The sequence below is a fragment of the Amycolatopsis sp. PSD-21 genome (genome assembly GCF_055561455.1).
On the sequence record NZ_CM145712.1, the window covers coordinates 5885814 to 5907295 of the forward strand.

Sequence of the window (21482 nt, forward strand, 5' to 3'; positions counted from 1 at the left end):
CCGCACGAACCCGCACAGACGCGTTACCCTAGGCGCTATGTCGATAGCGCTCGAGAACGTTCTCGCCAAGGCGGGCCTGAAGGTCGACGCCAACGAGTTCCTGAACCTCGTCGAGGACGCGGCGCGGAGACTGACCCCACCGAACCCCGATCCGTCCCACTATTTCTCGGCGGACCAGCGGGCCGCGCTCACCGATGTCGGCCTCGACCTCTCCCCCCGGGGCGAGGACGAGCCGGACTTCCGTGCCCGCACGGTCGCCGCGCACGCCGTACTCGCCGATTCGGCGCTGAGTGTGCTGGAAGCGGCGAAGGCACTGGGCGTGGACGACAGCCGGATCCGGCACCGCCTGAAGGAGGGCAGGCTCACCGGCTGGAAGGATCAGGGCTGGAGGCTGCCCTCCTGGCAGTTCGCCGGCTCCGGGGTGCTGCCCGGCCTGGAGGTCGTGCTGCGCGCCGTCCCCGAGGACCAGCCCGCGCTCGTCGTCGCCGCGTTCATGAGCACCCCGCAGGCCGATCTGGTGATCAACGACCACCCGGCCACCCCGCGCCAGTGGCTCCTCTCCGGCGGCGACCCCGAGCACGTCGCGAGACTGGTGGCCACGCTGGGTTCGCCGTTCTGAGATCCTTGCCCGACGACGGGAATTTCAGTCGGGGGTAGGCCGTAGGCTGACCCCATCGAGCAAGATCACCCGACAAGGACGGACGACTCCCGAGGTATGGCCCGGCTTCCCCTGCCGCCCGCACGCTCTGTCCTGGTCAAGGAGCTGCACCGCACCAACGACGTGGTGACGGTGCACCCCGGCACCAGGCTGGTCAGGATCTTCACCGCGCACGGCAACCACCCCCAGCAGTGGAATTCGTTCCGCTACACCGGCCCGCTCCCGCACGGCCGGTTCGACCCGCAGACCCCCGGTCGCGGCGGTCGCCCGGTCACCGACCCCGGGAACGGCGTCCTGTACTTCGGTCTCACCGTGCGCACCAGCATCGCGGAGGTCTTCCAGACCACGTCGACGGTCGACCGCAAGTCCCGCGGCCCGCGCCTGGTCGTCGTCCGGCCGACCCGCACGCTGCGGCTGCTTGACCTCGCCGGCCTGTGGCCGACCAGGGTCGGCGCCTCGCAGGAGATCTCCAGCGGCCCGAAGAAGATCACCCAGGCCTGGGCCCGGGCCATCCGCGCCGCGTTCGGCGACCTCGACGGCGTCTGGTACCGGTCGTCCATGGACTCCGGCGGCCCCGCGCTCGCGCTGTGGGACCCGCCCGCCGGGAACTCGCTGCCGGTCGCGCCGGACGTGCTGCTCCCGCTGGACCATCCGGGGCTCGACGTCCCGCTGGGCCGGGTGTGCGAAGAGCTGAACTACACACTGCTCAGCTGAGCTCCTGCCCTCGTGAGTGGCAAGGACGGCTCCAGCCGAGGGTGTCGCCCGGCCCCATGAAGGCCTGAGGAATCTCGAGCCGGTGTCGCGAAAGCCACTTTCGGGACATCAGACGTCTCGAAAGTGGCTTTCGCGACATGATCACCAGGGCAGTGCCAGGCCCGGCCACGGCCAACGTTGCGAAAACCACTTTCGCAATCTTCAACGTTGCGAAAGTGGCTTTCGCAACCCCCGGCCATGCCCCTGCCCTCGTGAGTGGTGAGGCCGGTTAGAACCGTCCTCACCACTCACGAGGTTCAGAGGTGGCGTCCCCACCACTCCAGCACGGCGTCGAACCGCTGCACCCGGTGCCGCGGCAGCCCGGACCGGGTGAGTTCGTGTCCCTCACCGGGGAACAGCAGGAATTCGGCCGCGACGCCGTTCTGCCGCAGCGCCACGTACATCCGCTGCGCCTGCTCCAGCGGGCATCGCCAGTCCTGTTCGGAGTGCACGACCATGAACGGGATGTCGATCTTCCCCGCGTACGTCAGCGGGCTGCGCTTGCGCTGTTCTTCGATGTCGTCGCCGGCGTAGCCCCCGGCGAAGAACCAGCCGATGTCGGAACTGCCGACGAACGAGTCCCAGGCGTTGACCGCGCGCTCGCTCCACGCGGCGCGGAACCGGCCACCGTGGTGCGCGGCGAGCCAGCTCGTCATGAACCCGCCGTACGAGCCGCCCATCACGCCGACGCGGTCGCCGTCCAGATTCGGCAGCTTGAGCGCTTCGTCCAGCAGTGCCAGCAGATCGTCCGCGTCCACGGTGCCGAGTCCGTGGACGATGCTCCGGCCGTGGCTTTCGCCGTAGCCGGCGGAACCGCGCGGGTTGCCGAGAACGACGGCGTAGCCCGCGTCGGCGAGCACCTGCGCCTCGTCGAAGACCTTCCATTCGTACGCCGCGAACGGTCCACCGTGGACCATCAGGACCACGGGATGCGGCCCGTCCCCTTCGGGCCGGACGACCCAGCCGTGGACCGGATAGCCGTCCGGGGCGGTCGCGTCCAGTTCCTCCAGCGGCAGGATCCCGGTGTCCCGCAACGCCTTCGAGTAGTCGGTGAGCACACGCTGTTCGCCGCCGGAAAGCAGCACGACGTCACCGGAACTCTCGGGTGTCCCGATCACCGCGACGATCCGTTCGCCGTCGACGGCGAACGACTTCACCGCGGTGCGTTCACCGGCGAGGCGGCGCAGGGACTTCAGCTCGGCGAGTTCGGCGTCGAGGGGAACGGCACGCAGCTCCGCGGCACCGCGATTGCTGATCACGACGAGGACCTCGTCGCCGACGACGACCGGAGGGCTGGCCGCGTGGTCGCAGTCCACCGTTTCGACGTCGGTCAGCCGGCGCGGTGACGAAGGCTCGTCACCGGAGGGCCACGGCGCCTGCCAGAGCCCGGTGTTGCGGGCGACGTCTTCCATACCGGGGAATTCGTTGCCGTAGAACAGGATCGAACCGTCCGGAGCGGCGATGGGCCGGTCCGCGGTGCCCAGGGACCGGACCAGTGGCCGGGGTTCGCCACCGCCCGCGGGCATGGCGTAGACGTCCGAACGGACGGTGTCCTCGGCGGCCCAGTCACGCGGGGCGGTGAACAGGATCTGCTCGCCGTCGGCCGTCCAAGAAGGATGGTCGACGTCGGCCCGGTCGTCGGTCAGCGGCGTGAGCTCGGCGGGCGGCTCCTCGTCCAGCGCGGCGACGGCGTCCACGACGAACAGACGCCGTGGACGGTCGTTGAGGAAACCCACGTCGTCGACGCGGTAGAAGAGGTTCTTGATGTGCCGCGGCGCTTCTTCGCCCGGCTCCGGGGTTTCGCCGTCCGCGTTCTCGGTGCCGTACCGGCCGGGTTCGGGCACACGGGCGACGAAGGCGATCCGGCGGGAATCGGGTGCCCAGACCGGGGAGCCCGCGCCGAGGGGCAGGCTGGTGATCCGCTTCGCGTCGCCGCCGGCCGCAGGCATCACGTGCACCTGCGGCTTGGCCTCGCGCCCGGAACCCTCTCCGGCCCGGAGGAACGCGACCCACCGGCCGTCCGGCGAGATGGCGGGGGCGGAGTCCTTGACCCCGTGGGTCCAGGGGCTCTCTCCGCCGCCACCCAGGTCGACCCTGCGCAGGGCGCCGCGGTAGCCGTTCGTCTTCAGATCAGGCCTGCTCACCGCCGTGAGCAGCAGGTCGCCGCGCAGCGTGAGGATGCCGGGGACCGTCAGGGCTTCGATGTCAACGGGACGCACGGCCCCGACGGTACCCGATCCTTAGCAGTTCTAACTACTGATCGAAGATTCCCGCTCAGCGGCTTCGAGCTTCTTCGCTTTCGCGAGGCTGGCCACCGTCGTCACGGTCAGGACCACGACGATGACGCCCAGGGAGACCCAGTTGTTGATGTCCAGCCAGTCCGGGACGACGTGGTACTCGTGCAGCGCGTGCAGGAACAGCTTGGCGCCGATGAAGGCGAGGATCACCGCGAGGCCGTAGGACAGGTACACCAGCTTGGTGACCAGGCCACCGAGCAGGAAGTACAGCTGGCGCAGACCCATCAGCGCGAACGCGTTGGCGGTGAAGACCAGGAAGGCCTCCTGCGTGATACCGAAGATCGCGGGGATCGAGTCGACCGCGAACAGCAGGTCCGCGCTGCCGATCGCGACGATCACCAGGAACATCGGGGTGATCCAGCGCTTGCCGTCCTTCTTCACGAAGGACTTGTGCCCGTGCCACTCTTCGGTGACCGGGAAGAGCTTGCGCACCCAGCGGGTGAGCGCGTTCTCCTCGTATTCCTCTTCTTCGTCCTTGTTGCGGACCATGCTGACCGCGGTCCAGACGAGGACGGCGCCGAAGAGGAAGAAGACCCAGACGAACTGCGCGATCAGCGCGGCGCCCACGGCGATGAACACGCTGCGCATGGCGAGCGCGAGCAGGATGCCGATCAGCAGCACCCGGTGCTGGTGGATCGCGGGCACCTTGAACGACGTCATGATGATCATGAAGATGAACAGGTTGTCGACGCTCAGCGAGTACTCGGTGATGTACCCGGTGAAGAACTGGACACCGAAGTCGTGCCCGGCGAAGACCCAGACGCCGACACCGAACGCGATGGCCACGGCGATGTAGAAGATGACCCACCTGGCGGCCTCGCCGGTGGTGACCTCATGTGGCTTGCGATCGACGATGACCAGGTCCAGCGCGATGAGCGCGAGCAGGCCACCGACCGTGGCGATCCATAGCCACAGGGGAACAGACATGTAACCAACCCTCCGGAAAGTGCACAGCAGCAACTAACCGGAGGTCTCTTCCGCCGGTACGAAAAACCGGCCGACGGTGCCGGGGGCCTGCGAAGACCACCGTGCTGACGACACCGCCGCGAAGGAATACTCCCCTCACAGCTGGTCCAGTTTGACCTGTCTGTACGCATGACGCCAGTTAAGGTTGCCCTTGTCACCAAGATGATGGCGTAACTCCCGTCACATCCACCTCTTCTCACTCCTCGAGTACCCGTTCCGGTGGCGGCCTAACGTCACGCTTGTGTGGTCCGTGTGTGCCGGAGAAGCGGTTCTCAGCTTCGGTGAAATACGGTCGTTCCGTGCCCCGAATCCCGCTCCCTCGCACGCGAAGCGCGAAGCTCACCGCGCTCGCCGCGGTCGTGGTGGTCCTGGCCGCCGCGGCCGTCGTGTGGACGAACAGCGAACCCGCGCCGTCCGCGGTCGAAACCCAGGACGCGACCCTCGACCTGCCCGAAACGCCGGGCTCGTCCGAGGTCGTGAAGATCGACACGACCACTTACCTGCCCGAACAGACCCCGGCTCCGGCCGTCCTGCTCGCCCACGGTTTCGGCGGTGACAAGAACAGTGTCGCCGCCGAGGCCCGCGAACTCGCCGGCAAGGGTTTCGTCGTGCTGACCTGGTCCGCGCGCGGTTTCGGCCGCAGCACCGGGAAGATCGCGCTGAACGACCCCGACCGCGAGGTCGCCGACGCCAAGAAGCTGATCGACGGACTGGCCGCCCGGCCCGAGGTCCTCAAAGAGAACGGCGACCCGAAGGTGGCCGTGTCCGGCGCTTCCTACGGTGGCGCGCTTTCGCTGCTGCTCGCCGGGACCGACAAGCGGGTCGACGCGATCGCGCCGGTGATCACCTACAACGATCTCGCGCAGGGCCTGTTCCCGAACGCCGCCGCCCCGGCCCCGCCGAACGCCACGACTCCGGCCGCCGGCGCGTTCACCGCCGACGGCGTCTTCAAGAAGTCGTGGGCGGGCATCTTCTTCTCCGCCGGTTCCGGCGCGGCGCAGAGCGGCTCCCCCGCCAATGACGCGCCCGAAGCGGGTGACGAGACGAGCGAATCCGGTGCGGCACAGGGCACGGGCGCGGCGGGTGCCGCGGCGCAGTCACTGCCGCTCGGCGGCCAGAACGGGCAGCGGCCACCGGCGGGCCCGGCCGACCCTTGTGGACGGTTCACCGCCGAGGTCTGCCAGGCCTACACCGAGCTCGCCACCACGGGGAAGGCGAGCCAGAAGACCGTCGATCTGCTCCGCCGGGTCTCCCCCGCGTCCGTGACGGACAAGATCACCGTGCCGACCCTGCTGGTGCAGGGCGAAAGCGACACGCTGTTCGGGCTGGACCAGTCCGACGCGACCGCACGGCAGATCACCGCGGCGGGCGGCAAGGTCCGCACGATCTGGTACACCGGCGGCCACGACGGCGGGAAGCCCGGGCAGAAACTGCGCGCGCAGATCGCCGACTTCCTCAAGTTCTCCCTCACCGGGCAGGGCACCGATCCCGGCACCGGGTTCAGTTACGACATCCAGGGCACGCTGCGGGCGAACGGCGCCCCCTCGGTCAGGACCGTCACCGCACCGGCGTACCCGGGAGCGACCGGGGACGCCACCGAGCGGCGGCAGTTCACCCTGGCGGGTCCGGCGCAGCCGGTCGTGCGCCCCGCCGGCGGCAACCCCGCCGCGGTGAGCGGGATCCCCGGGCTGAACGGCGCGGTGGCGGGTTCGTCCCGCCTTTCCGGACTGTTCAGCCTGGACCCGCCGGGGCAGGCGGCGCAGTTCGCGACGCCGCCGCTCGACACGCAGACGATCGCGGCCGGTTCGTCGACGGTCCGGCTCCAGATCTCGGCGGATCCGTCCGCCGCGGCTCCGCAAAGGGAAGCCGTCCTGTTCGCGAAGCTCTACGACGTCAACTCGGAAGGTGTCCGCACGCTTCCGGCCAACGCCGTCGCCCCCTTCCGCGTCTCGGGCCTGCCCGCCGACGGCAGCCCGGTCGAGGTGACCGTGACGCTGCCGGGCATCGTGCGGCCCTTGGAGGCAGGGCACACGCTGCGGCTGGTCGTCGGCACGACCGATCAGGCGTTCTCGACGCCGGTCGAGCCCGCCGTGTTCCGCATCGGGCTGGCGGACGGCGGACGCCTCGGCGTGCCGGTCGTCCCCGGCACCTCGGTCGGTGCGGGCGCGCCCACCGCGCAGCTGCTCGGGATCGCCGGAACGCTGCTCGCGGGGATCGCGATCACCGTGATCGCCGCCTTCCGCCGCCGCCGCGCGCACGACGTCGACGAGAGCCTGGCGAAGACGCCGCTGGTGATCGAAGGTCTGCGCAAGGCGTACGCGGGCGGGTTCGTCGCGGTGAAGGATCTGTCGTTCCGCGTCGAACCCGGTCAGGTGCTCGGCCTGCTCGGGCCGAACGGCGCGGGCAAGACGACCACCCTGCGCATGCTGATGGGACTCATCACGCCGACCGCGGGCACCATCCGCGTATTCGGCCACCTGATCGCGCCCGGCGCGCCGGTCCTGTCCCGGATCGGGTCCTTTGTGGAGGGTTCCGGCTTCCTGCCGCACCTGTCCGGCAAGGAGAACCTGGAGCTGTACTGGGCGAGCACGGGCCGTCCGAGGGACAAGGCGCATTTCGCCGAGGCACTGGAGATCGCCGGGCTCGGCGACGCGGTGAACCGGCGGGTCCGCACCTACAGCCAGGGCATGCGGCAACGGCTCGCGATCGCGCAGGCGATGCTCGGCCTGCCGGAGCTCATGGTGCTCGACGAACCGACCAACGGGCTCGACCCGCCACAGATCCACCAGATGCGCGAGGTGCTCCAGCGCTACGCGGCGACCGGGCGCACCGTGGTGGTCTCGAGCCACCTGCTGGCCGAAGTCGAGCAGACCTGTACGCACGTGGTCGTGATGCACCGCGGCATGCTGGTCGCCTCGGGTGAGGTCGGCGAACTGGCCGCGTCCAGCGGCGAGGCGACGTTCCGCGTCGACAAGCCCGCCGAAGCGGCCGAAGCGCTGCGGAAGGTCGGCGGTGTTTCCGGCGTCGACGTCGACGGCGAACTCGTCCACGCGGATCTCGACGGTCTCGCGCGCGCCGAGGCGGTCGCCGCCCTGGTGCGGGCCGGGGTCGCGGTCGAGCAGGCCGGGCCGCGGCGCCGTCTGGAAGACGCGTTCCTGCAGCTGGTCGGAGAGGACTCGAAGGGTGAGTAAGACCAATGGTTCCGGCCCGGCGACCAGGGCGGATCACGGCGTGCACACCGATCCGGCGGCCCTGCTGGAGCTGACCGAGGTCGCGTCGCACGAACCGACCGAGGTCGGCCCCGACGGCGCGGTGGCGGGTTACCGTGCCGACCGGACGCTGCGGCTCGGCGTCGAACTGAAGCGGCAGCTCAAGCGGCGGCGGACCCAGCTGATGCTGGGGTTCGTCGCGCTGCTGCCGTTCATCCTGGTGATCGCGTTCGAGATCGGGCAGGCCAACCCGAACCGCCGCAGCGGCGGCTTCGTCGACCTCGCCACCGCGAGCGCGCCGAACTTCGTGGTGCTCGCGCTGTTCGTGTCCGGGACGTTCCTGCTCCCGATGATCGTGGCGTTGTTCTACGGCGACACGATCGCGAGCGAGGCATCGTGGTCGAGCCTGAAGTACCTGCTCGCGATGCCGGTCCCCCGGCATCGGGTGCTGCGGCAGAAGGCGATCGTCTCCGGCATCCTCTCCGCGGTCGCGCTGATCCTGTTGCCGCTGGTCTCGCTGGTGGTCGGCGTGATCTGGTACGGCGCGGGCGACGCGATCAGCCCGACCGGCGACGCGGTGTCGTTCGGCGACAGCCTCGTCGCCATGGGGCTCGCGACGATCTACATCATCCTGCAGCTGGCGTGGGTGGCCGGTCTGGCGATGCTGCTCTCGGTCGCCACCGACGCCCCGCTGGGCGCCGTCGGCGGAGCGGTGATCGTCGCGATCGTTTCGCAGATCCTCGACCAGATCACCGCGCTGGAAGGGCTGCGCGACTACCTTCCGACGCATTTCGCGTTCTCGTGGATGGATCTGATCTCGACCGACATCGACTGGACGAACATGGCCAACGGCATGCTGTCCGCGGCGTTGTACGGCACGGTGTTCTTCCTTCTGGCAGGCCGCCGGTTCGCGACGAAGGACATCACCAGCTGAGAGCGATTCCGTACCGGAAAATCACCGGGGTCCACCGGGAAGACGAAATCCTCTTCCCTGGTGGGCCCCGGTTTTCACTGGCCGTGGCGACCTTCACCCATTAGCGCCGGTAACCGGTGTTTCATGCGCATGAGAACATCGATTTTCCGATCATCGACTCATTGGGTGAAAACCTCGAATTCATCTTCGGACCCCTCCGGGAAATCCTTATCTTCAGTGGAAAGGTGCCGACGCGAGCGGAAAGCGGGGATGTCACCATGACCCAGTCAGTCGAGACCCCGGTCCAGGAATTCTCTCTTGATTGGACCATGAGCACCGGCAAGGGCGGCCGGGTCGGATTCGCCGTCTCGGGCCAGGTGACGCTTCTCGACAACAATCGGTTCTACAAGATCGACGGGGTCCTCTACATCTCCGAGGGCAGCGCGTACTGCCGCGAAATCGGCAATCCGCATCTTTTCGTCCGGCGCAACGGTGTCGAGGAGAGCGGCAGGCAGTGGGGCTGGGAGACCATCTGCAACCGCAAGTCCTGTGCCAGGCTGTGTTCGATGGACGCCTACTTCGTGCGCACCGGCTACTGGGCGCCCGCCGACCGCGCCATCCAGCTCAGCATCGGCGCCGAGACCGGCTGGAACCGCAAGCGGTCCTTCAGCCCGACGGTCACCGTGCGGCTCAGGGATTAGCGGTCCACTGTAGATCCTCGCGGGCTCGGGTACGGTCGGGCCATGGCCACCTCCTCGATCCGCGTGGACGACGAAGGCGGGATCGCCGTCGTCACTCTCCAGCACGGCAAGGCGAACACCCTCGACACCGAGTTCTGCCGGGAACTGACGCTCCGGCTCGAAGACGTGCAGCTGAGCGATTGTCGCGGGGTCGTGCTGACCGGCACCGGCGGGATCTTCTCGGCGGGTGTCGACCTGCGGCGAGTGCACGACGGCGGCGCGGACTACATCGAGGACTTCCTGCCCGCGCTGTCGGACGCGTTCCTCTCGGTCTTCGGCTTCCCCGGCCCGGTGGTCGCGGCCGTCAACGGGCACGCGATCGCCGGCGGGGCGGTGCTCGCCGCCGCCTGCGACCGCCGTGTCCTCGCCGACGGCCCCGGCCGGATCGGGATCACCGAGCTGCTCGTCGGCGTGCCGTTCCCGTTGGCGGCGCTGGAGATCCTGCGGTCCGGGTTCGGGGCCGACGTCCTCGCCGAACTCGCCTTCCTCGGCGAGACCCACCTGCCCGCGGACGCGCTCCGGCTCGGCCTGGTGAACGAGGTGACCGCGCCCGAGAACGTCGTCGGGCGGGCGGTGGAGGTGGCCAGGAAGCTCGCCGAGATCCCGGCGGCCGCGTACGCGCACACGAAGGCGCAGCTGCACCGGCCGTTCCACGAGCGGATCGCCGAACACCGTACCGGCGACGACGCCCACGTCCTCGAACTGTGGAGTTCGCCCGAAGCCACCGCGGCGATCAAGGCCTATGTCGACCGGGTGTTGCGCGGCGGCTCGACCGGATAGGCGATTGCCCACCGGCGGTGACTCTGTGAGTATCCGACAGCTCAACAGGTCCCGATGGGGAGGGCATGGATGCGGAAGCTCACGGCCGCGTGGCCGGTTCTGGCGATCACCGTTCTCGCCTTGGCCGGGCTCGCCCCGGCCGCGCAGGCGGCACCCGGCGACATCGAGGAAGCGCTCGGGCGGGTCCCCGGGCTGACCGTCGTCTCGGAGAACCCGGCGCCGACCGGATATCGGTTCTTCAAACTCGCCTACACCCAGCCCGTCGACCACCGCAGGCCGGACCGCGGTACCTTCCAGCAGCGGTTCACGTTGCTGCACAAGGAATTCCGGTCGCCAACGGTGGTGTACACGAGCGGGTACAACGTCTCGCAATCGCCCAACCGCTCGGAGCCGACACAGATCGTCGACGGCAACCAGCTGTCCATGGAGTACCGGTTCTTCACGCCCTCGCGGCCGGACCACCCGGACTGGGGCAAGCAGCTGACGATCTGGCAGGCCGCCGCCGACCAGCACCGCGCCGTCGAGGCGTTCAAGCGGATCTATCCGGGCAAGTGGCTCGCGACCGGAGGCAGCAAGGGCGGTATGACGGCGACCTACTTCCGTAGGTTTTTCCCGGACGACGTCGACGCGACGATCCCGTACGTCGCGCCCAACGACGTCATCAACTCGCATGACCGCTACAACCGGTTCCTGGCGAACGTCGGCGACGATCCGGCCTGCCGTTCGGCGCTGAAGGCGATCCAGCGTGACGTGCTGACCCGGCGTCCGGAGTTCACGGGGCTCGCCGCCGCCGACGCGGCCAAGAACGGCTACACGTTCAAGACCGTCGGCTCGGCGGACGTGTCGCTGGAGATCTCCGTGATCGACTCGTACTTCGCCTTCTGGCAGTACCAGAGGCAGTCGGACTGCGCGACGATCCCGAAGGCGGGTGCCCCGGCGGCGGAGATCTATGCCTGGTTCGAACGCGTCGAGAGCCTCAACACCTACTCCGACCAGAACCTCGAGGTCTACGTCCCGTACTACTTCCAGGCGGCCTACCAGCTCGGCGCCCCCGAGTCCTACGAAGGCTATCTGCGGGATCTGCTGCGCTACCCGGGCTCCAACGTGTCGCGGACGTTCGTGCCGGATTCGATCGACATCCCGCGGTTCGACCATCTGGCGATGCCGGACATCGACTTCTGGGTGAAGTCCCAGGGGAAGCGGCTGATGTTCGTCAACGGCGAGAACGACCCGTGGAGCGCGGAGCCGTTCAAACTCGGCTTCGGCACGAAGGATTCCTACAGCTACACGGTGCCGGGCGGGAACCACGGCGCCCGGATCTCGCAGCTTCCCGCGGCCCAGGCCGCCGAAGCGACGAACACCGTGCGGCGGTGGGCGGGTCTGCCTCCGGTCTCGCCGGGCATCAGCACGCGTTCGGCCCCCGCCGGATTCCCGGACTTCGACGCCGACCTGACCATGCTGGAGCGCCGTCGGCTCTGACCCGCCGTCGTGATCCGGTGGACGACACGCGTGATTGAACGGACGACACGCGTGATCAGACGGACGACACGTGGCCGAACCCGGCCGCAGTCGTGCCGTCCATCCAGTCACGCGTGTCGTCCGCCGGATCACGCGTGTCGTCCGGTCAGTCACGAGACATCGCCGGAGCTGGGCCTCGTGAGCGGTAAGGACGGTCAGAGCCGCCCTTACCGCCCGCGAGGCCGTGCGGCTACTTGATGCCGGCCGCGTCCATGCCCCGGAGCTCCTTCTTGAGGTCCGCGACCTCGTCCCGCAGCCGGGCGGCCAGCTCGAACTGCAGGTCGCGCGCGGCCTGCATCATCTGGTCGGTCATCTGCTGGATGAGATCCGCCAGCTCGGCGCGCGGCATCCCGGCGACGTCCTTGTCGGCGAGCATCCCGGAGCTGCGCACGCGGTCGCCCTGCTCGGGCTTCTTGCCGCGCGAAGAGTTCCGGCCCGAACCGCCGACGGCGACGGACTCCGTGTCCTCGGCCTCGCTGTAGACGCGGTCCAGGATGTCGGCGATCTTCTTCCGCAGGGGCTGCGGGTCGACGCCGCGCTCCTTGTTGTACGCGACCTGCTTGGCGCGGCGGCGATCGGTCTCGTCGATGGCGTGCTGCATCGAGTCGGTGATCTTGTCCGCGTACATGTGCACCTCGCCCGAGACGTTACGGGCGGCGCGGCCGATCGTCTGGATCAGCGACGTGCCACTGCGGAGGAAGCCCTCCTTGTCCGCGTCGAGGATCGCGACCAGCGAGACCTCGGGCAGGTCGAGGCCCTCGCGGAGGAGGTTGATGCCGACCAGCACGTCGTAATCGCCGGCGCGCAGCTGCCGCAGCAGCTCGACCCGGCGCAGCGTGTCCACCTCGGAGTGCAGGTACCGCACCCGGATGCCCAGCTCCAGCAGGTAGTCGGTGAGGTCCTCGGCCATCTTCTTGGTGAGCGTGGTGACGAGGACGCGCTCGTCCTTCTCGGCCCGCTCGCGGATCTCGTGCACCAGGTCGTCGATCTGGCCCTCGGTGGGCTTCACGACCACCTTCGGGTCGACCAGGCCGGTCGGCCGGATGACCTGCTCGACGAACTCGCCGCCGGCCTGCCCCATCTCGTACGGCCCCGGCGTCGCGGACAGGTACACCGTCTGGCCGATCCGGTCGGTGAACTCCTCCCAGGTCAGCGGCCGGTTGTCGACCGCGCTGGGCAGCCGGAACCCGAAGTCGACCAGGTTCCGCTTCCGCGACATGTCGCCTTCGAACATGCCGCCGATCTGCGGGACCGTCTGGTGCGACTCGTCGATGACCAGCAGGAAGTCTTCCGGGAAGTAGTCGATGAGGGTCGCGGGCGCGGAGCCGGCGCCGCGGCCGTCGATATGCCGCGAGTAGTTCTCGATGCCGGAGCAGAACCCGACCTGGCGCATCATCTCGATGTCGTAGGCGGTGCGCATCCGCAGCCGCTGGGCCTCGAGTAGTTTGCCCTGCTTCTCCAGCTCGGCCAGCCGCTCCTCGAGCTCGGCCTCGATACCGCGGATGGCCTTCTCCATCCGCTCCGGGCCGGCCACGTAGTGGGTGGCCGGGAAGATGCGGACCTCGTCGACCTCCTTGACGATGTCGCCGGTGAGCGGGTGCAGGTAGTACAGCTTTTCGATCTCGTCGCCGAAGAACTCGACGCGGATGGCCAGCTCCTCGTACGCCGGGATGATCTCGACCGTGTCGCCGCGGGCGCGGAAGGTGCCGCGCGCGAAGGCGATGTCGTTACGGGTGTACTGCACGTCCACCAGCGCGCGGAGGAAGACGTCCCGGTCGAGCTGCTCGCCGACCTTCAGCTTCGTCGACCGGTCGAGGTACGACTGCGGGGTGCCCAGACCGTAGATGCACGAGACACTCGCGACCACGATGACGTCGCGCCGGGACAGCAGGTTCATCGTCGCCGAGTGCCGCAGCCGCTCGACGTCGTCGTTGATCGACGAGTCCTTCTCGATGTAGGTGTCCGTCTGCGCGATGTACGCCTCGGGCTGGTAGTAGTCGTAGTAACTGACGAAGTATTCGACCGCGTTGTGCGGGAACAGCTCCCTCAGCTCGTTCGCCAGCTGCGCGGCGAGCGTCTTGTTCGGCGCCATCACCAGCGTCGGGCGCTGGACGCGCTCGATCAGCCAGGCCGTCGTCGCCGACTTGCCGGTACCCGTGGCGCCGAGCAGCACGACGTCCTTCTCGCCCGCGTTGATCCTGCGTTCGAGCTCGTCGATGGCCGCCGGCTGGTCACCGGCGGGTTTGTAGTCGCTGACCACCTCGAATCGGCCGCCTGTCCGGGGGATGTCCGTGACGGGGCGGAAGTCCGACTGGGCGAGCACGGGGTGTTCGGTTGCGAAAGCCACGAGAACCAGAGTAAGCGCTGGGTCCGACAGTTTCCGTTTCGCCTGGTCGGATCAGCAGGAACAGTCACAGCAGGAACAGCAGTCACAGTCGCAGTCACAGCTGCTGTTGGGCTTGCCGCTCCACGGGCCGGGGAAGGGATCGCGGCAGCAGAACTGGCACGAACAGCACATGTAGGTCGCCACGGCGCAGCCGAAGAAGAAGTTCCTCGGCTTCGGCGGGACACGGAACTTCGGGACCCAGCAGCCACCGCCCTGACCATCGACCGGTCCGCCCTCGCCGCGGTGCCTGCCCTTCTTCTTCGGCGGCTCCTGCGGCGGGCCTCCGCCACCGGGAGCGCCTGCCGGCGGAGGCGGAGGCTGGTAGCCGCCCTGCGGGTACTGGTGGGGCGGATGAGGCTGGTGAGGATGTTGTTGCGGCTGAGGCCCGGGCCCGATCCAGCCCGGCGGCGGCTGCTGCGGGCCGTGACCGTGCCCGAAGGCGCGCCGCACCGCCTGCCGCAGTTCGTGGACCAGCAGCGCATGCACCAGTTCGGGCTGATCGAACGCCACCTCGCGGAGGGCGAGTTCGACGCCGAGCACCGCGTCGTCGCACAACCGCCGCGCCTCGGCGAGCCCGGTCCCGGTGGCCGTCAGCGGGTTCCACGCGCCGGCGGCCTCGTCGTCCGCGAGGTCCTCGACGGCGTCGAGCAGATGCGCGGCCCGGCCGAACAGGCGTCCTGCCTCGGCCAGCGGCGCCGCGTTCTCCGGGCGGCCCGCCAGGACGGCGGTGTGCGCGAACGCCGCCGCCGTCGCCAGTTCGGCGGGTTCGGTGGCGAGGACGGCCGAATCACCGAGGCGGACGGCGGTTTCGATCTCGGCCTGCCGGTCGACGGCCTCGGTCAGGACGGCCGTGTCGAAGCCGACCCGGATCCCCGTGCGGCTTCCCTGGTCCGCCCAGCGCGTCGCGACCCGCCTCGCGGCCAGCGCGACGGAACGCCGCGCGAAGGCGCCGTCGCGGTCCTCGACGTGGTCACTGATCTTGGCCGACGCCAGCACGAGGGAGACCGCCGCCGCGAGCTGGGCACCGCCACCCTTCGCGACCGACGTCCCCTTCATCGCCCGAAGGGGGCAAGGGCCGGCGTCGCGGCGGCCTTCCGCACGCGGCGACTGCGCTTCGACGAGTGCCGAGATGATCAGCCCGTCATAGTTCGTCACCATTCGGGCGAGATGTCCGTGTTCGTCCCGCAAAGCCAGGCAAAGACCGCAGAGATGGGCGAGCCACTCCGCGTGCAGACCCGCGGAAAGCCGGTGGCGGCACGGCCTGATGATCCCGAACATACGTCGACTCCCACTCACCCCACTGGCGGAACCAGCGCACCTTATCCGGCCGGGCGCCGCTGCTCCTCCGAAACCGGCAAACCGTGATCGTCCACCCGGTTGGGCGGTGGTCGCGGGCGGCGCCGCCTTCCAAGATGGGCGGATGACCGCGCTGCATCCGCCCAAGGTCGAGTACTTCGACCCGGCCGCGAAGACCAACACGGACCCCAAGGGCATCGTGAGGGACGTCGAGGAATACCGCGAAGAACCCTTCGGCCTCTACATGGCGCGGCCGACGCCGGGGCGGGCGCAGTTCCACTACATCGAATCCTGGCTGCTGCCGGATCTCGGCCTGCGGATCACCGATTTCTGGTTCACGCCAGGCCACGAACGCGACCAGGACTTCTACCTCGACGTCGTCGACATCCGCCGCGAGGGCGGCGTCTGGGTGGCCACCGACCTCTATCTCGACCTCGTCCTGCGGGACAAGAAATCCGTCGAGGTGATCGACGCCGACGAACTCCTCGCCGCGGTCACCGCCGGGCTGCTCTCCCCCGCCGACGGCGAACGCGCGCTCGGCATCAGCCACACGACCGTCGACGGACTGGCAACGCACGGCCACGACCTGCGCGGCTGGCTGTCCACAAAGGACATCACCCTCGGCTGGCGACGGCACTGATCCCCCGCATCCATCGATCGGTTGATCCTGGCTCATCCCTTGGGTGAGCCGATCCTGACCGGCCGATGGATCCCCGGAGAGGCGGCGGCGCGGGACTCTCGATCAAGGGCGTAACCGATCGAGAGGGGGCGGATACCCGTGGTCATGGAGGCCGAGGGACTCCGGGAACGGTCCGATGGACGAGAACGCGGGGAGGTCGCGTCGTTCGCCAGGACACCGGTGCTGGTGATCGCCGGCGCGATGGGGGCGGTCCTCGCGGCGACGGCCGATCGCTACGGCTACTTCGGCGACGAGTTGTACTTCCTGGCGGCCGGACGGCATCTGGACTGGGGGTATGCCGACCAGCCGCCGTTGCTGCCGCTGCTGGCCCGCCTGATGGACGCGTTCGGTGCCGATTCACCGTTCGTCCTGCGGATCCCGGCGATGCTCGCGATGATGGCGGGCGTCGTGCTGACGGCGCTCATCGCCAGGGAACTGGGCGGCGGCCGCAAAGCGCAGACGATCGCGGCGGCGACGTTCGCGGTGTCCATCCAGATGCTCGGCGGCGGGCACTACCTGGCCACCAGCACGATCGACCCGTTCCTGTGGGCGCTGCTGATCTGGCTGCTCGTCCGCTGGGTGCGGACCCGTGCGGACAAGCTCCTGGTCTTGGCCGGCGTGGTGACCGGCTTCGCCCTGAACACGAAGTTCCTCGTCGGGGGCTTCTGGGTCGTCGTGCTGGCCGCGGCCATGGTGTTCGGGCCCCGTGACCTCGTCCGCCGCCCGGCGCTGTGGCTCGGCGCGCTGATCGCCGCCGCGATGATCGCGCCCACCCTCGTCTGGCAGGCGGCGAACGGCTGGCCGCAACTGACCATGGGCGCCGCGATCTCCCAGGAGGTCTCGGCGGGCTGGGGCGGGCGGATCACCTTCGTCCCGACGCTGGTGCTGAGCGCCGGCGTACCGGTGGGGGCGATCCTGGTCTGCTATGGACTGTGGCGCCTGCTGCGGTCCGAACGCCTGCGGCCGTACCGGTTCCTCGGCTGGACCGCGCTCGGCGTCCTCGCCCTGTTCCTCCTGGCGAACGGGCGCTACTACTACGCGGCCGGGATGTTCGCCCCGCTGTTCGCCGCGGCGGCGGTGGAGATCGAAGCGGGCCAGGCGTCGAGGTACTGGCGCTGGATCGCCACCTGGCCGGTGTACCTCCTGGCCGCGGTGATCGCGATCCCCCAGGCACTGCCGATTCTCCCGCGTGCACAGCTGGCGAGCGCTCCGGTGTGGGCGAGGCCGATCTTCGCCGTCGAGGAGGTCGGCTGGCGGGAGATCACGGAGTCGGTGGCACAAGCGCACCGGGCCGCTCCCGATCCGTCCCGGACCGGTGTCGTCACGGCGAAGTACTGGCAGGCCAGCGCCATCGACCACTATGGACCGGAGCTCGGGCTTCCGTCGCCGTCGAGCCCCAACCGCGGCTACGTGACGCTGCCGAGGCCGCCGGAATCGGCACGGGACATCCTGTTCGTCGGGAACGACCCTTCGGGGCTTGTGCCGTACTTCACGCAGGTGCGTGAGGTCGGTGCCCTCGACAACCGCGCCGGGATCGCGAACGTGAGTCAGGGCATGAAGATCTGGCTGGCCACCGGCCGGAACGGGAGCTGGGACACGGTGTGGCCGAAACTCACGGACTGGGGCTTCTGAGCCTCACCGGTCCTCTCACGCCCGACGCGCCACGCCGGTGGCACGTAAGTGTCTGTCGGTGAACCCGCGACCGCGATCGACGTCGGCAGGGCGCTGCACGGTCGACCACGTCACGGGCGCGGACAAGGCGCCCCGCCACCGCGATAGCGGGGGGTCACACGTTCGATCGCCTTTGCGGGTCCATCTCCAGCTCCGCCAACAGGCACGTAAGGTGCGAGAGGACCGGCACCCGACGGATCTGCGAGGAATGGGATGGAAGCCGCCCACGCGGCCGAAACACCGACCGTGTCCAGTGCGGCGTTCGCCCGGCTCCCGGTGGGGCTCCTCGCCGCCGCGGCCGCGGCGGTCCTGATGGCGACGGCGTGGCGGTACGGCTACTTCGGCGACGAACTGTACTTCCTCTCCGCGGGCAAGCGGCTGGCCTGGGGTTACGCGGATCAGCCGCCGGTGCTCCCGGCCCTGGCGCTGGCCATGGACACGCTCGCGCCGGGAAACGTCTTCGTCTTCCGCCTGCCCGCCGTCCTCGCGACGGCCGCCGGTGTCGTGTTCACCGGGCTCGTCGCCTACGAGATGGGCGGGGACCGCCGGGCGCAGACCCGCGCCGCCGCCGCGTACGCGATCTGCGGGCAGTTCCTCGGCAGCGGGCACTACCTGGCCACCTCGACGATCGACCCGGCGCTGTGGACGCTCATCGCGTGGCTGCTCGTGCGGTGGATGCGGACCCGCGATGACAACCTGCTGCTGTGGCTGGGCATCGCGACCGCCGTCGCGCTGAACGTCAAGCTCCTGATCGCGACGTTCTGGGTCGCCGCCGGGGTCGCGATCCTGGTCTTCGGGCCCCGGGATCTCTTGCGCAGGCCCAAACTCTGGCTCGGTGCGGGGATCGCCGCCCTCTCGATGGTGCCGACGCTGTGGTGGCAGGCCGCGAACGGCTGGCCGCAACTGGAGATGGGCGACGTCATCGCGCACGAGACCACCGGCGGCTGGAGCGGCCGCGCCGGGTTCCTGCCCGCCCTGCTGACCGGCGCCGGGCTCGGCATCGGTGTCGTCGGAGTCCTTTATGGACTCTGGGTCCTGCTGTTCTCGGCCAGGCTGCGCGAGTACCGGTTCCTCGGCTGGACCGCGGTCGGGGTGATCACGCTGTTCATCCTGTCGAACGGCCGGTACTACTACGCGGCGGGCATGTTCGGCGTCCTGTGGGCGGGCGCCGCCGTCCACTTCGGACAGTTGAGGCCGTCCCGGTTGTTCCGGTGGATCCCGACCTGGCCGGTGTTCCTGCTTTCCGCGCTGTACACGCTCCCGTACGCGCTGCCGGTGTGGCCGTCCGCCTGGCTCGCGGAAGGCCGGGACGTCCCGCGCCCGGCGTACGCGCTGGAGGAGATCGGCTGGCCCGACCTCGCGCGTTCCGTCGCGGACGCCTATCACCGCCTCCCGCCGGAACAACGCGCGCGCACCACCCTCGTCACGGCCGGGTACTGGCAGGCCGGAGCGCTGGACCGGTACGGCGCCGACTACGGGCTTCCCGCCGTGTACAGCCCCAGCCGGGGCTTCTGGTACTTCGGGCATCCACCCGAGACCGCGGACAGCGTCCTGTTCGTCGGGCCGGATCCGGCGCGGCTGCTGCGTTCGTTCACCGACGCCCGGATCGTCTCCCGCGTGGACAACGCCGCCGGCGTCCGCAACGTGAGCCGGGGGATGCCGATCTGGCTGGTCACCGGCCATACCGAAACCTGGGCCACGGCATGGCCGGGCCTGCGAGAATTCCGGGTATGACCAGCTGGATCCGGTGGCAGGACTCGCTGTGGCCGTCTGCTGACGACGGCGGGTCACTGTGGCGCCCTTGGGGCGGCCGGATCGAGAGGTATCTGCCGTACGCGCTGCTGGCGCTCAGCACGGTGCTCAGTCTCGTGCTCTCCGGCCACGACCCGCTGCCCACCCTGGGGCTGGCCGGGATCGCGGCAGGCTGGCTCCTGCTCGGCTTCACGCTGATACCGGAACGCTGGGAGGATCATCCGGCCGTGGTCGCCGTGTCCTTCGCCGGACTGGTCACGATCGCGGCGGTGCTCGAAGCGCACGACACGATCTTCCTCATCTTCATGATCACCGGGTTCTTCGACGCGATGCGCCTGCGGCCCGCCCCGCTGGCGCTGGCCGGGATCTTCGTGGTCTCCGCGCTGATCAACACGATCCCCAACGGCGGCCCGCTACGGGCGTTCGCCGATCAGCCCGCGTTGTGGGCCGTGGTCACGCTGGTGCAGACGGCCGCGGTCGGCGGCGGCGGGCTCGTCTCGGCGGCGATGGCGCGGCAGCACGCGGAGCGCAAACGCGTGCTCGACGAACTGGCCGCCGCCCAGGAGGAGAACGCGGTGCTGCAACGGCAACTGCTGAGCCAGGCGCACGAAACCGGCGTCCTCGACGAGCGTCAGCGGTTGAGCCAGGAAATCCACGACACGCTCGCCCAGGGCTTCACCGGGATCATCACCCAGCTGGAGGCGGCCGCCGAGGCGAAGGGCGATCCCGCGGAATGGCAGCGGCACGTCGGATCCGCGATGGCCCTGGCGCGGGAGAACCTGACCGCCGCCAGGCGTTCGGTGCGGGCGCTCGGCCCGCAGCCACTGGCCGCCGCGACCCTGCCGGACGCGCTCGGCGAGGTCTCCCGGCGATGGAGCGGCCGGACCGGTGTCGAGGTCCGGTTCACCACCACCGGGACCACGCGGGCGCTGCATCCCGAGATCGAAGCGACGTTGCTGCGGATCACACAGGAAGCGCTGGCCAACGTCGAGAAGCACGCCGCCGCCACGATCGTGGGGCTCACGTTGTCCTACATGGGCGATCAGGTGACCGTCGACGTCCGGGACGACGGGAAGGGCTTCGAGCCGGACACGGCAGGCGATGGTGGTTTCGGCATTCCCGGGATGCGGGCGCGCGTCGCCAGGCTGGCGGGAACACTGCACCTCGAATCCGAGCCGGGCGCCGGGACGGCCGTGTCGGCCGATCTGCCCGCGATCGCGCTGGAGGCCAGGGTATGACGATCACGCTGCTGATCGCCGACGACCATCCCATCGTCCGCGACGGGCTGCGCGGCATCTTCACCGCGGATCAAGGATTCGAGGTGCTCGGAGAGGCGTCGTCCGGTGACGAGGCCGTCGCGCTGACGGAGAAACTCCGCCCCGACGTCGTGCTGATGGATCTGCGAATGCCGGGTTCCGGTGGGGTCGCCGCGATCGCGACGCTGGCGAAGCTCGGCAATCCCGCGCGGATCCTCGTGCTGACGACCTACGACACCGACACCGACGTCATCCCGGCGATCGAAGCGGGCGCGACCGGCTACCTGCTCAAGGACGCTCCACGCGAGGAGCTCTTCCGCGCGGTCCGGGCGACGGCGCGCGGCGAGGCGGTGCTCTCCCCCGCCGTCGCCGACGTGATCCTTGGCAGGATGCGCGCCCCCACACCGGAGCCACTGAGCAAGCGGGAGCTGGAGGTCCTCACCCTGATTTCGCGCGGATCGACCAACAAGGAGGCCGCGAAACTGCTGTTCATCAGTGAGGCCACGGTGAAGACGCACCTCGTGCACGCGTACGCCAAGCTCGGGGTGAAGGATCGCGCGGCCGCCGTCGCGGCCGCTTTCGCGCGGGGACTGCTCGGCGGCTGAGGC

General features: G+C 69.4%; 16 protein-coding genes. 12 read left to right on the forward strand and 4 right to left on the reverse strand.

Annotated features, from left to right (window positions below; all coding sequences use genetic code 11):
• The first annotated feature begins 37 nt into the window (after positions 1–37).
• Positions 38–619 carry a DNA-binding protein gene (locus tag ACZ1DY_RS27465; protein WP_257485805.1) on the forward strand — a complete coding sequence of 194 codons (582 nt, stop codon included), beginning with the start codon at positions 38–40 and terminating at the stop codon, positions 617–619.
• Positions 620–715: 96 nt separating this feature from the next.
• Positions 716–1372 (forward strand): RES family NAD+ phosphorylase, encoded by a 657-nt coding sequence (locus ACZ1DY_RS27470; RefSeq protein WP_126734101.1) that lies wholly within the window; start codon positions 716–718, stop codon positions 1370–1372.
• A 296-nt stretch (positions 1373–1668) separates the two neighbouring features.
• Here the strand turns inward: ACZ1DY_RS27470 and ACZ1DY_RS27475 are convergent, their stop codons facing one another.
• Positions 1669–3630, reverse strand: a complete 1962-nt coding sequence (locus tag ACZ1DY_RS27475; protein WP_465481329.1) for a S9 family peptidase — start codon at positions 3628–3630, stop codon at positions 1669–1671.
• A gap of 30 nt (positions 3631–3660) precedes the next feature.
• Positions 3661–4635, reverse strand: coding sequence for a TerC family protein (locus ACZ1DY_RS27480; RefSeq protein WP_126734103.1), 975 nt, complete (start codon positions 4633–4635; stop codon positions 3661–3663).
• A 320-nt stretch (positions 4636–4955) separates the two neighbouring features.
• Here ACZ1DY_RS27480 and ACZ1DY_RS27485 point away from each other — a divergent pair, with 320 nt between their 5' ends.
• The 5 genes from ACZ1DY_RS27485 to ACZ1DY_RS27505 all read left to right on the forward strand — a co-directional run bounded on the left by ACZ1DY_RS27485 (position 4956) and on the right by ACZ1DY_RS27505 (position 11795).
• Positions 4956–7865 carry an alpha/beta fold hydrolase gene (locus tag ACZ1DY_RS27485; RefSeq protein WP_465481330.1) on the forward strand — a complete coding sequence of 970 codons (2910 nt, stop codon included), beginning with the start codon at positions 4956–4958 and terminating at the stop codon, positions 7863–7865.
• Positions 7858–8817: an ABC transporter permease gene (locus ACZ1DY_RS27490; RefSeq protein WP_052121043.1), complete on the forward strand. Its 960-nt coding sequence runs from the start codon at positions 7858–7860 to the stop codon at positions 8815–8817. The genes ACZ1DY_RS27485 and ACZ1DY_RS27490 overlap by 8 nt, the downstream gene beginning before the upstream one ends.
• 257 nt (positions 8818–9074) lie before the next feature.
• Entirely contained in the window at positions 9075–9497 is a 423-nt protein-coding gene (locus ACZ1DY_RS27495; RefSeq protein ID WP_126734106.1) for a hypothetical protein, read from the forward strand.
• A 42-nt stretch (positions 9498–9539) separates the two neighbouring features.
• On the forward strand, positions 9540–10316 hold the full coding sequence (locus tag ACZ1DY_RS27500) for an enoyl-CoA hydratase/isomerase family protein (RefSeq protein ID WP_126734107.1): 777 nt from the start codon (positions 9540–9542) through the stop codon (positions 10314–10316).
• Between the two features lie 69 nt (positions 10317–10385).
• The gene (locus tag ACZ1DY_RS27505) at positions 10386–11795 is read left to right on the forward strand and encodes a S28 family serine protease (protein WP_465481331.1); all 1410 of its coding nucleotides are present in this window, start codon (positions 10386–10388) and stop codon (positions 11793–11795) included.
• A gap of 229 nt (positions 11796–12024) precedes the next feature.
• Here ACZ1DY_RS27505 and uvrB read toward each other — a convergent pair whose 3' ends face one another.
• Together uvrB and ACZ1DY_RS27515 are read right to left on the reverse strand one after the other, a co-directional pair.
• Positions 12025–14181 carry an excinuclease ABC subunit UvrB gene (uvrB, locus tag ACZ1DY_RS27510; protein ID WP_306856014.1) on the reverse strand — a complete coding sequence of 719 codons (2157 nt, stop codon included), beginning with the start codon at positions 14179–14181 and terminating at the stop codon, positions 12025–12027.
• A gap of 51 nt (positions 14182–14232) precedes the next feature.
• On the reverse strand, positions 14233–15498 hold the full coding sequence (locus ACZ1DY_RS27515) for a DUF5685 family protein (RefSeq protein WP_465481332.1): 1266 nt from the start codon (positions 15496–15498) through the stop codon (positions 14233–14235).
• A gap of 142 nt (positions 15499–15640) precedes the next feature.
• Here ACZ1DY_RS27515 and ACZ1DY_RS27520 point away from each other — a divergent pair, with 142 nt between their 5' ends.
• The 5 genes from ACZ1DY_RS27520 to ACZ1DY_RS27540 all read left to right on the forward strand — a co-directional run bounded on the left by ACZ1DY_RS27520 (position 15641) and on the right by ACZ1DY_RS27540 (position 21479).
• Positions 15641–16156 carry a ribonuclease FAU-1 family protein gene (locus ACZ1DY_RS27520; protein ID WP_465481333.1) on the forward strand — a complete coding sequence of 172 codons (516 nt, stop codon included), beginning with the start codon at positions 15641–15643 and terminating at the stop codon, positions 16154–16156.
• A gap of 144 nt (positions 16157–16300) precedes the next feature.
• A complete protein-coding gene (locus tag ACZ1DY_RS27525) occupies positions 16301–17827 on the forward strand; it encodes an ArnT family glycosyltransferase (protein ID WP_465481334.1) in 1527 nt (508 codons plus the stop codon).
• Between the two features lie 252 nt (positions 17828–18079).
• Positions 18080–19600 (forward strand): ArnT family glycosyltransferase, encoded by a 1521-nt coding sequence (locus tag ACZ1DY_RS27530; protein WP_465481335.1) that lies wholly within the window; start codon positions 18080–18082, stop codon positions 19598–19600.
• On the forward strand, positions 19597–20856 hold the full coding sequence (locus tag ACZ1DY_RS27535) for a sensor histidine kinase (RefSeq protein WP_465481336.1): 1260 nt from the start codon (positions 19597–19599) through the stop codon (positions 20854–20856). The genes ACZ1DY_RS27530 and ACZ1DY_RS27535 overlap by 4 nt, the downstream gene beginning before the upstream one ends.
• Positions 20853–21479 (forward strand): response regulator, encoded by a 627-nt coding sequence (locus tag ACZ1DY_RS27540; protein WP_465481337.1) that lies wholly within the window; start codon positions 20853–20855, stop codon positions 21477–21479. The genes ACZ1DY_RS27535 and ACZ1DY_RS27540 overlap by 4 nt, the downstream gene beginning before the upstream one ends.
• Positions 21480–21482: the final 3 nt, after the last annotated feature.

What these genes read in the sequence shown, in the direction of transcription:
- ACZ1DY_RS27465 (WP_257485805.1), top strand. Translation starts at nt 38, where the DNA reads ATGTCGATAGCGCTCGAGAACGTTCTCGCCAAGGCGGGCCTGAAGGTC.
- ACZ1DY_RS27470 (WP_126734101.1), top strand. Translation starts at nt 716, where the DNA reads ATGGCCCGGCTTCCCCTGCCGCCCGCACGCTCTGTCCTGGTCAAGGAG.
- ACZ1DY_RS27480 (WP_126734103.1), bottom strand. Translation starts at nt 4,635, where the DNA reads ATGTCTGTTCCCCTGTGGCTATGGATCGCCACGGTCGGTGGCCTGCTC.
- ACZ1DY_RS27495 (WP_126734106.1), top strand. Translation starts at nt 9,075, where the DNA reads ATGACCCAGTCAGTCGAGACCCCGGTCCAGGAATTCTCTCTTGATTGG.
- ACZ1DY_RS27500 (WP_126734107.1), top strand. Translation starts at nt 9,540, where the DNA reads ATGGCCACCTCCTCGATCCGCGTGGACGACGAAGGCGGGATCGCCGTC.
- ACZ1DY_RS27505 (WP_465481331.1), top strand. Translation starts at nt 10,386, where the DNA reads ATGCGGAAGCTCACGGCCGCGTGGCCGGTTCTGGCGATCACCGTTCTC.
- ACZ1DY_RS27515 (WP_465481332.1), bottom strand. Translation starts at nt 15,498, where the DNA reads ATGTTCGGGATCATCAGGCCGTGCCGCCACCGGCTTTCCGCGGGTCTG.
- ACZ1DY_RS27520 (WP_465481333.1), top strand. Translation starts at nt 15,641, where the DNA reads ATGACCGCGCTGCATCCGCCCAAGGTCGAGTACTTCGACCCGGCCGCG.
- ACZ1DY_RS27525 (WP_465481334.1), top strand. Translation starts at nt 16,301, where the DNA reads ATGGAGGCCGAGGGACTCCGGGAACGGTCCGATGGACGAGAACGCGGG.
- ACZ1DY_RS27530 (WP_465481335.1), top strand. Translation starts at nt 18,080, where the DNA reads ATGGAAGCCGCCCACGCGGCCGAAACACCGACCGTGTCCAGTGCGGCG.
- ACZ1DY_RS27535 (WP_465481336.1), top strand. Translation starts at nt 19,597, where the DNA reads ATGACCAGCTGGATCCGGTGGCAGGACTCGCTGTGGCCGTCTGCTGAC.
- ACZ1DY_RS27540 (WP_465481337.1), top strand. Translation starts at nt 20,853, where the DNA reads ATGACGATCACGCTGCTGATCGCCGACGACCATCCCATCGTCCGCGAC.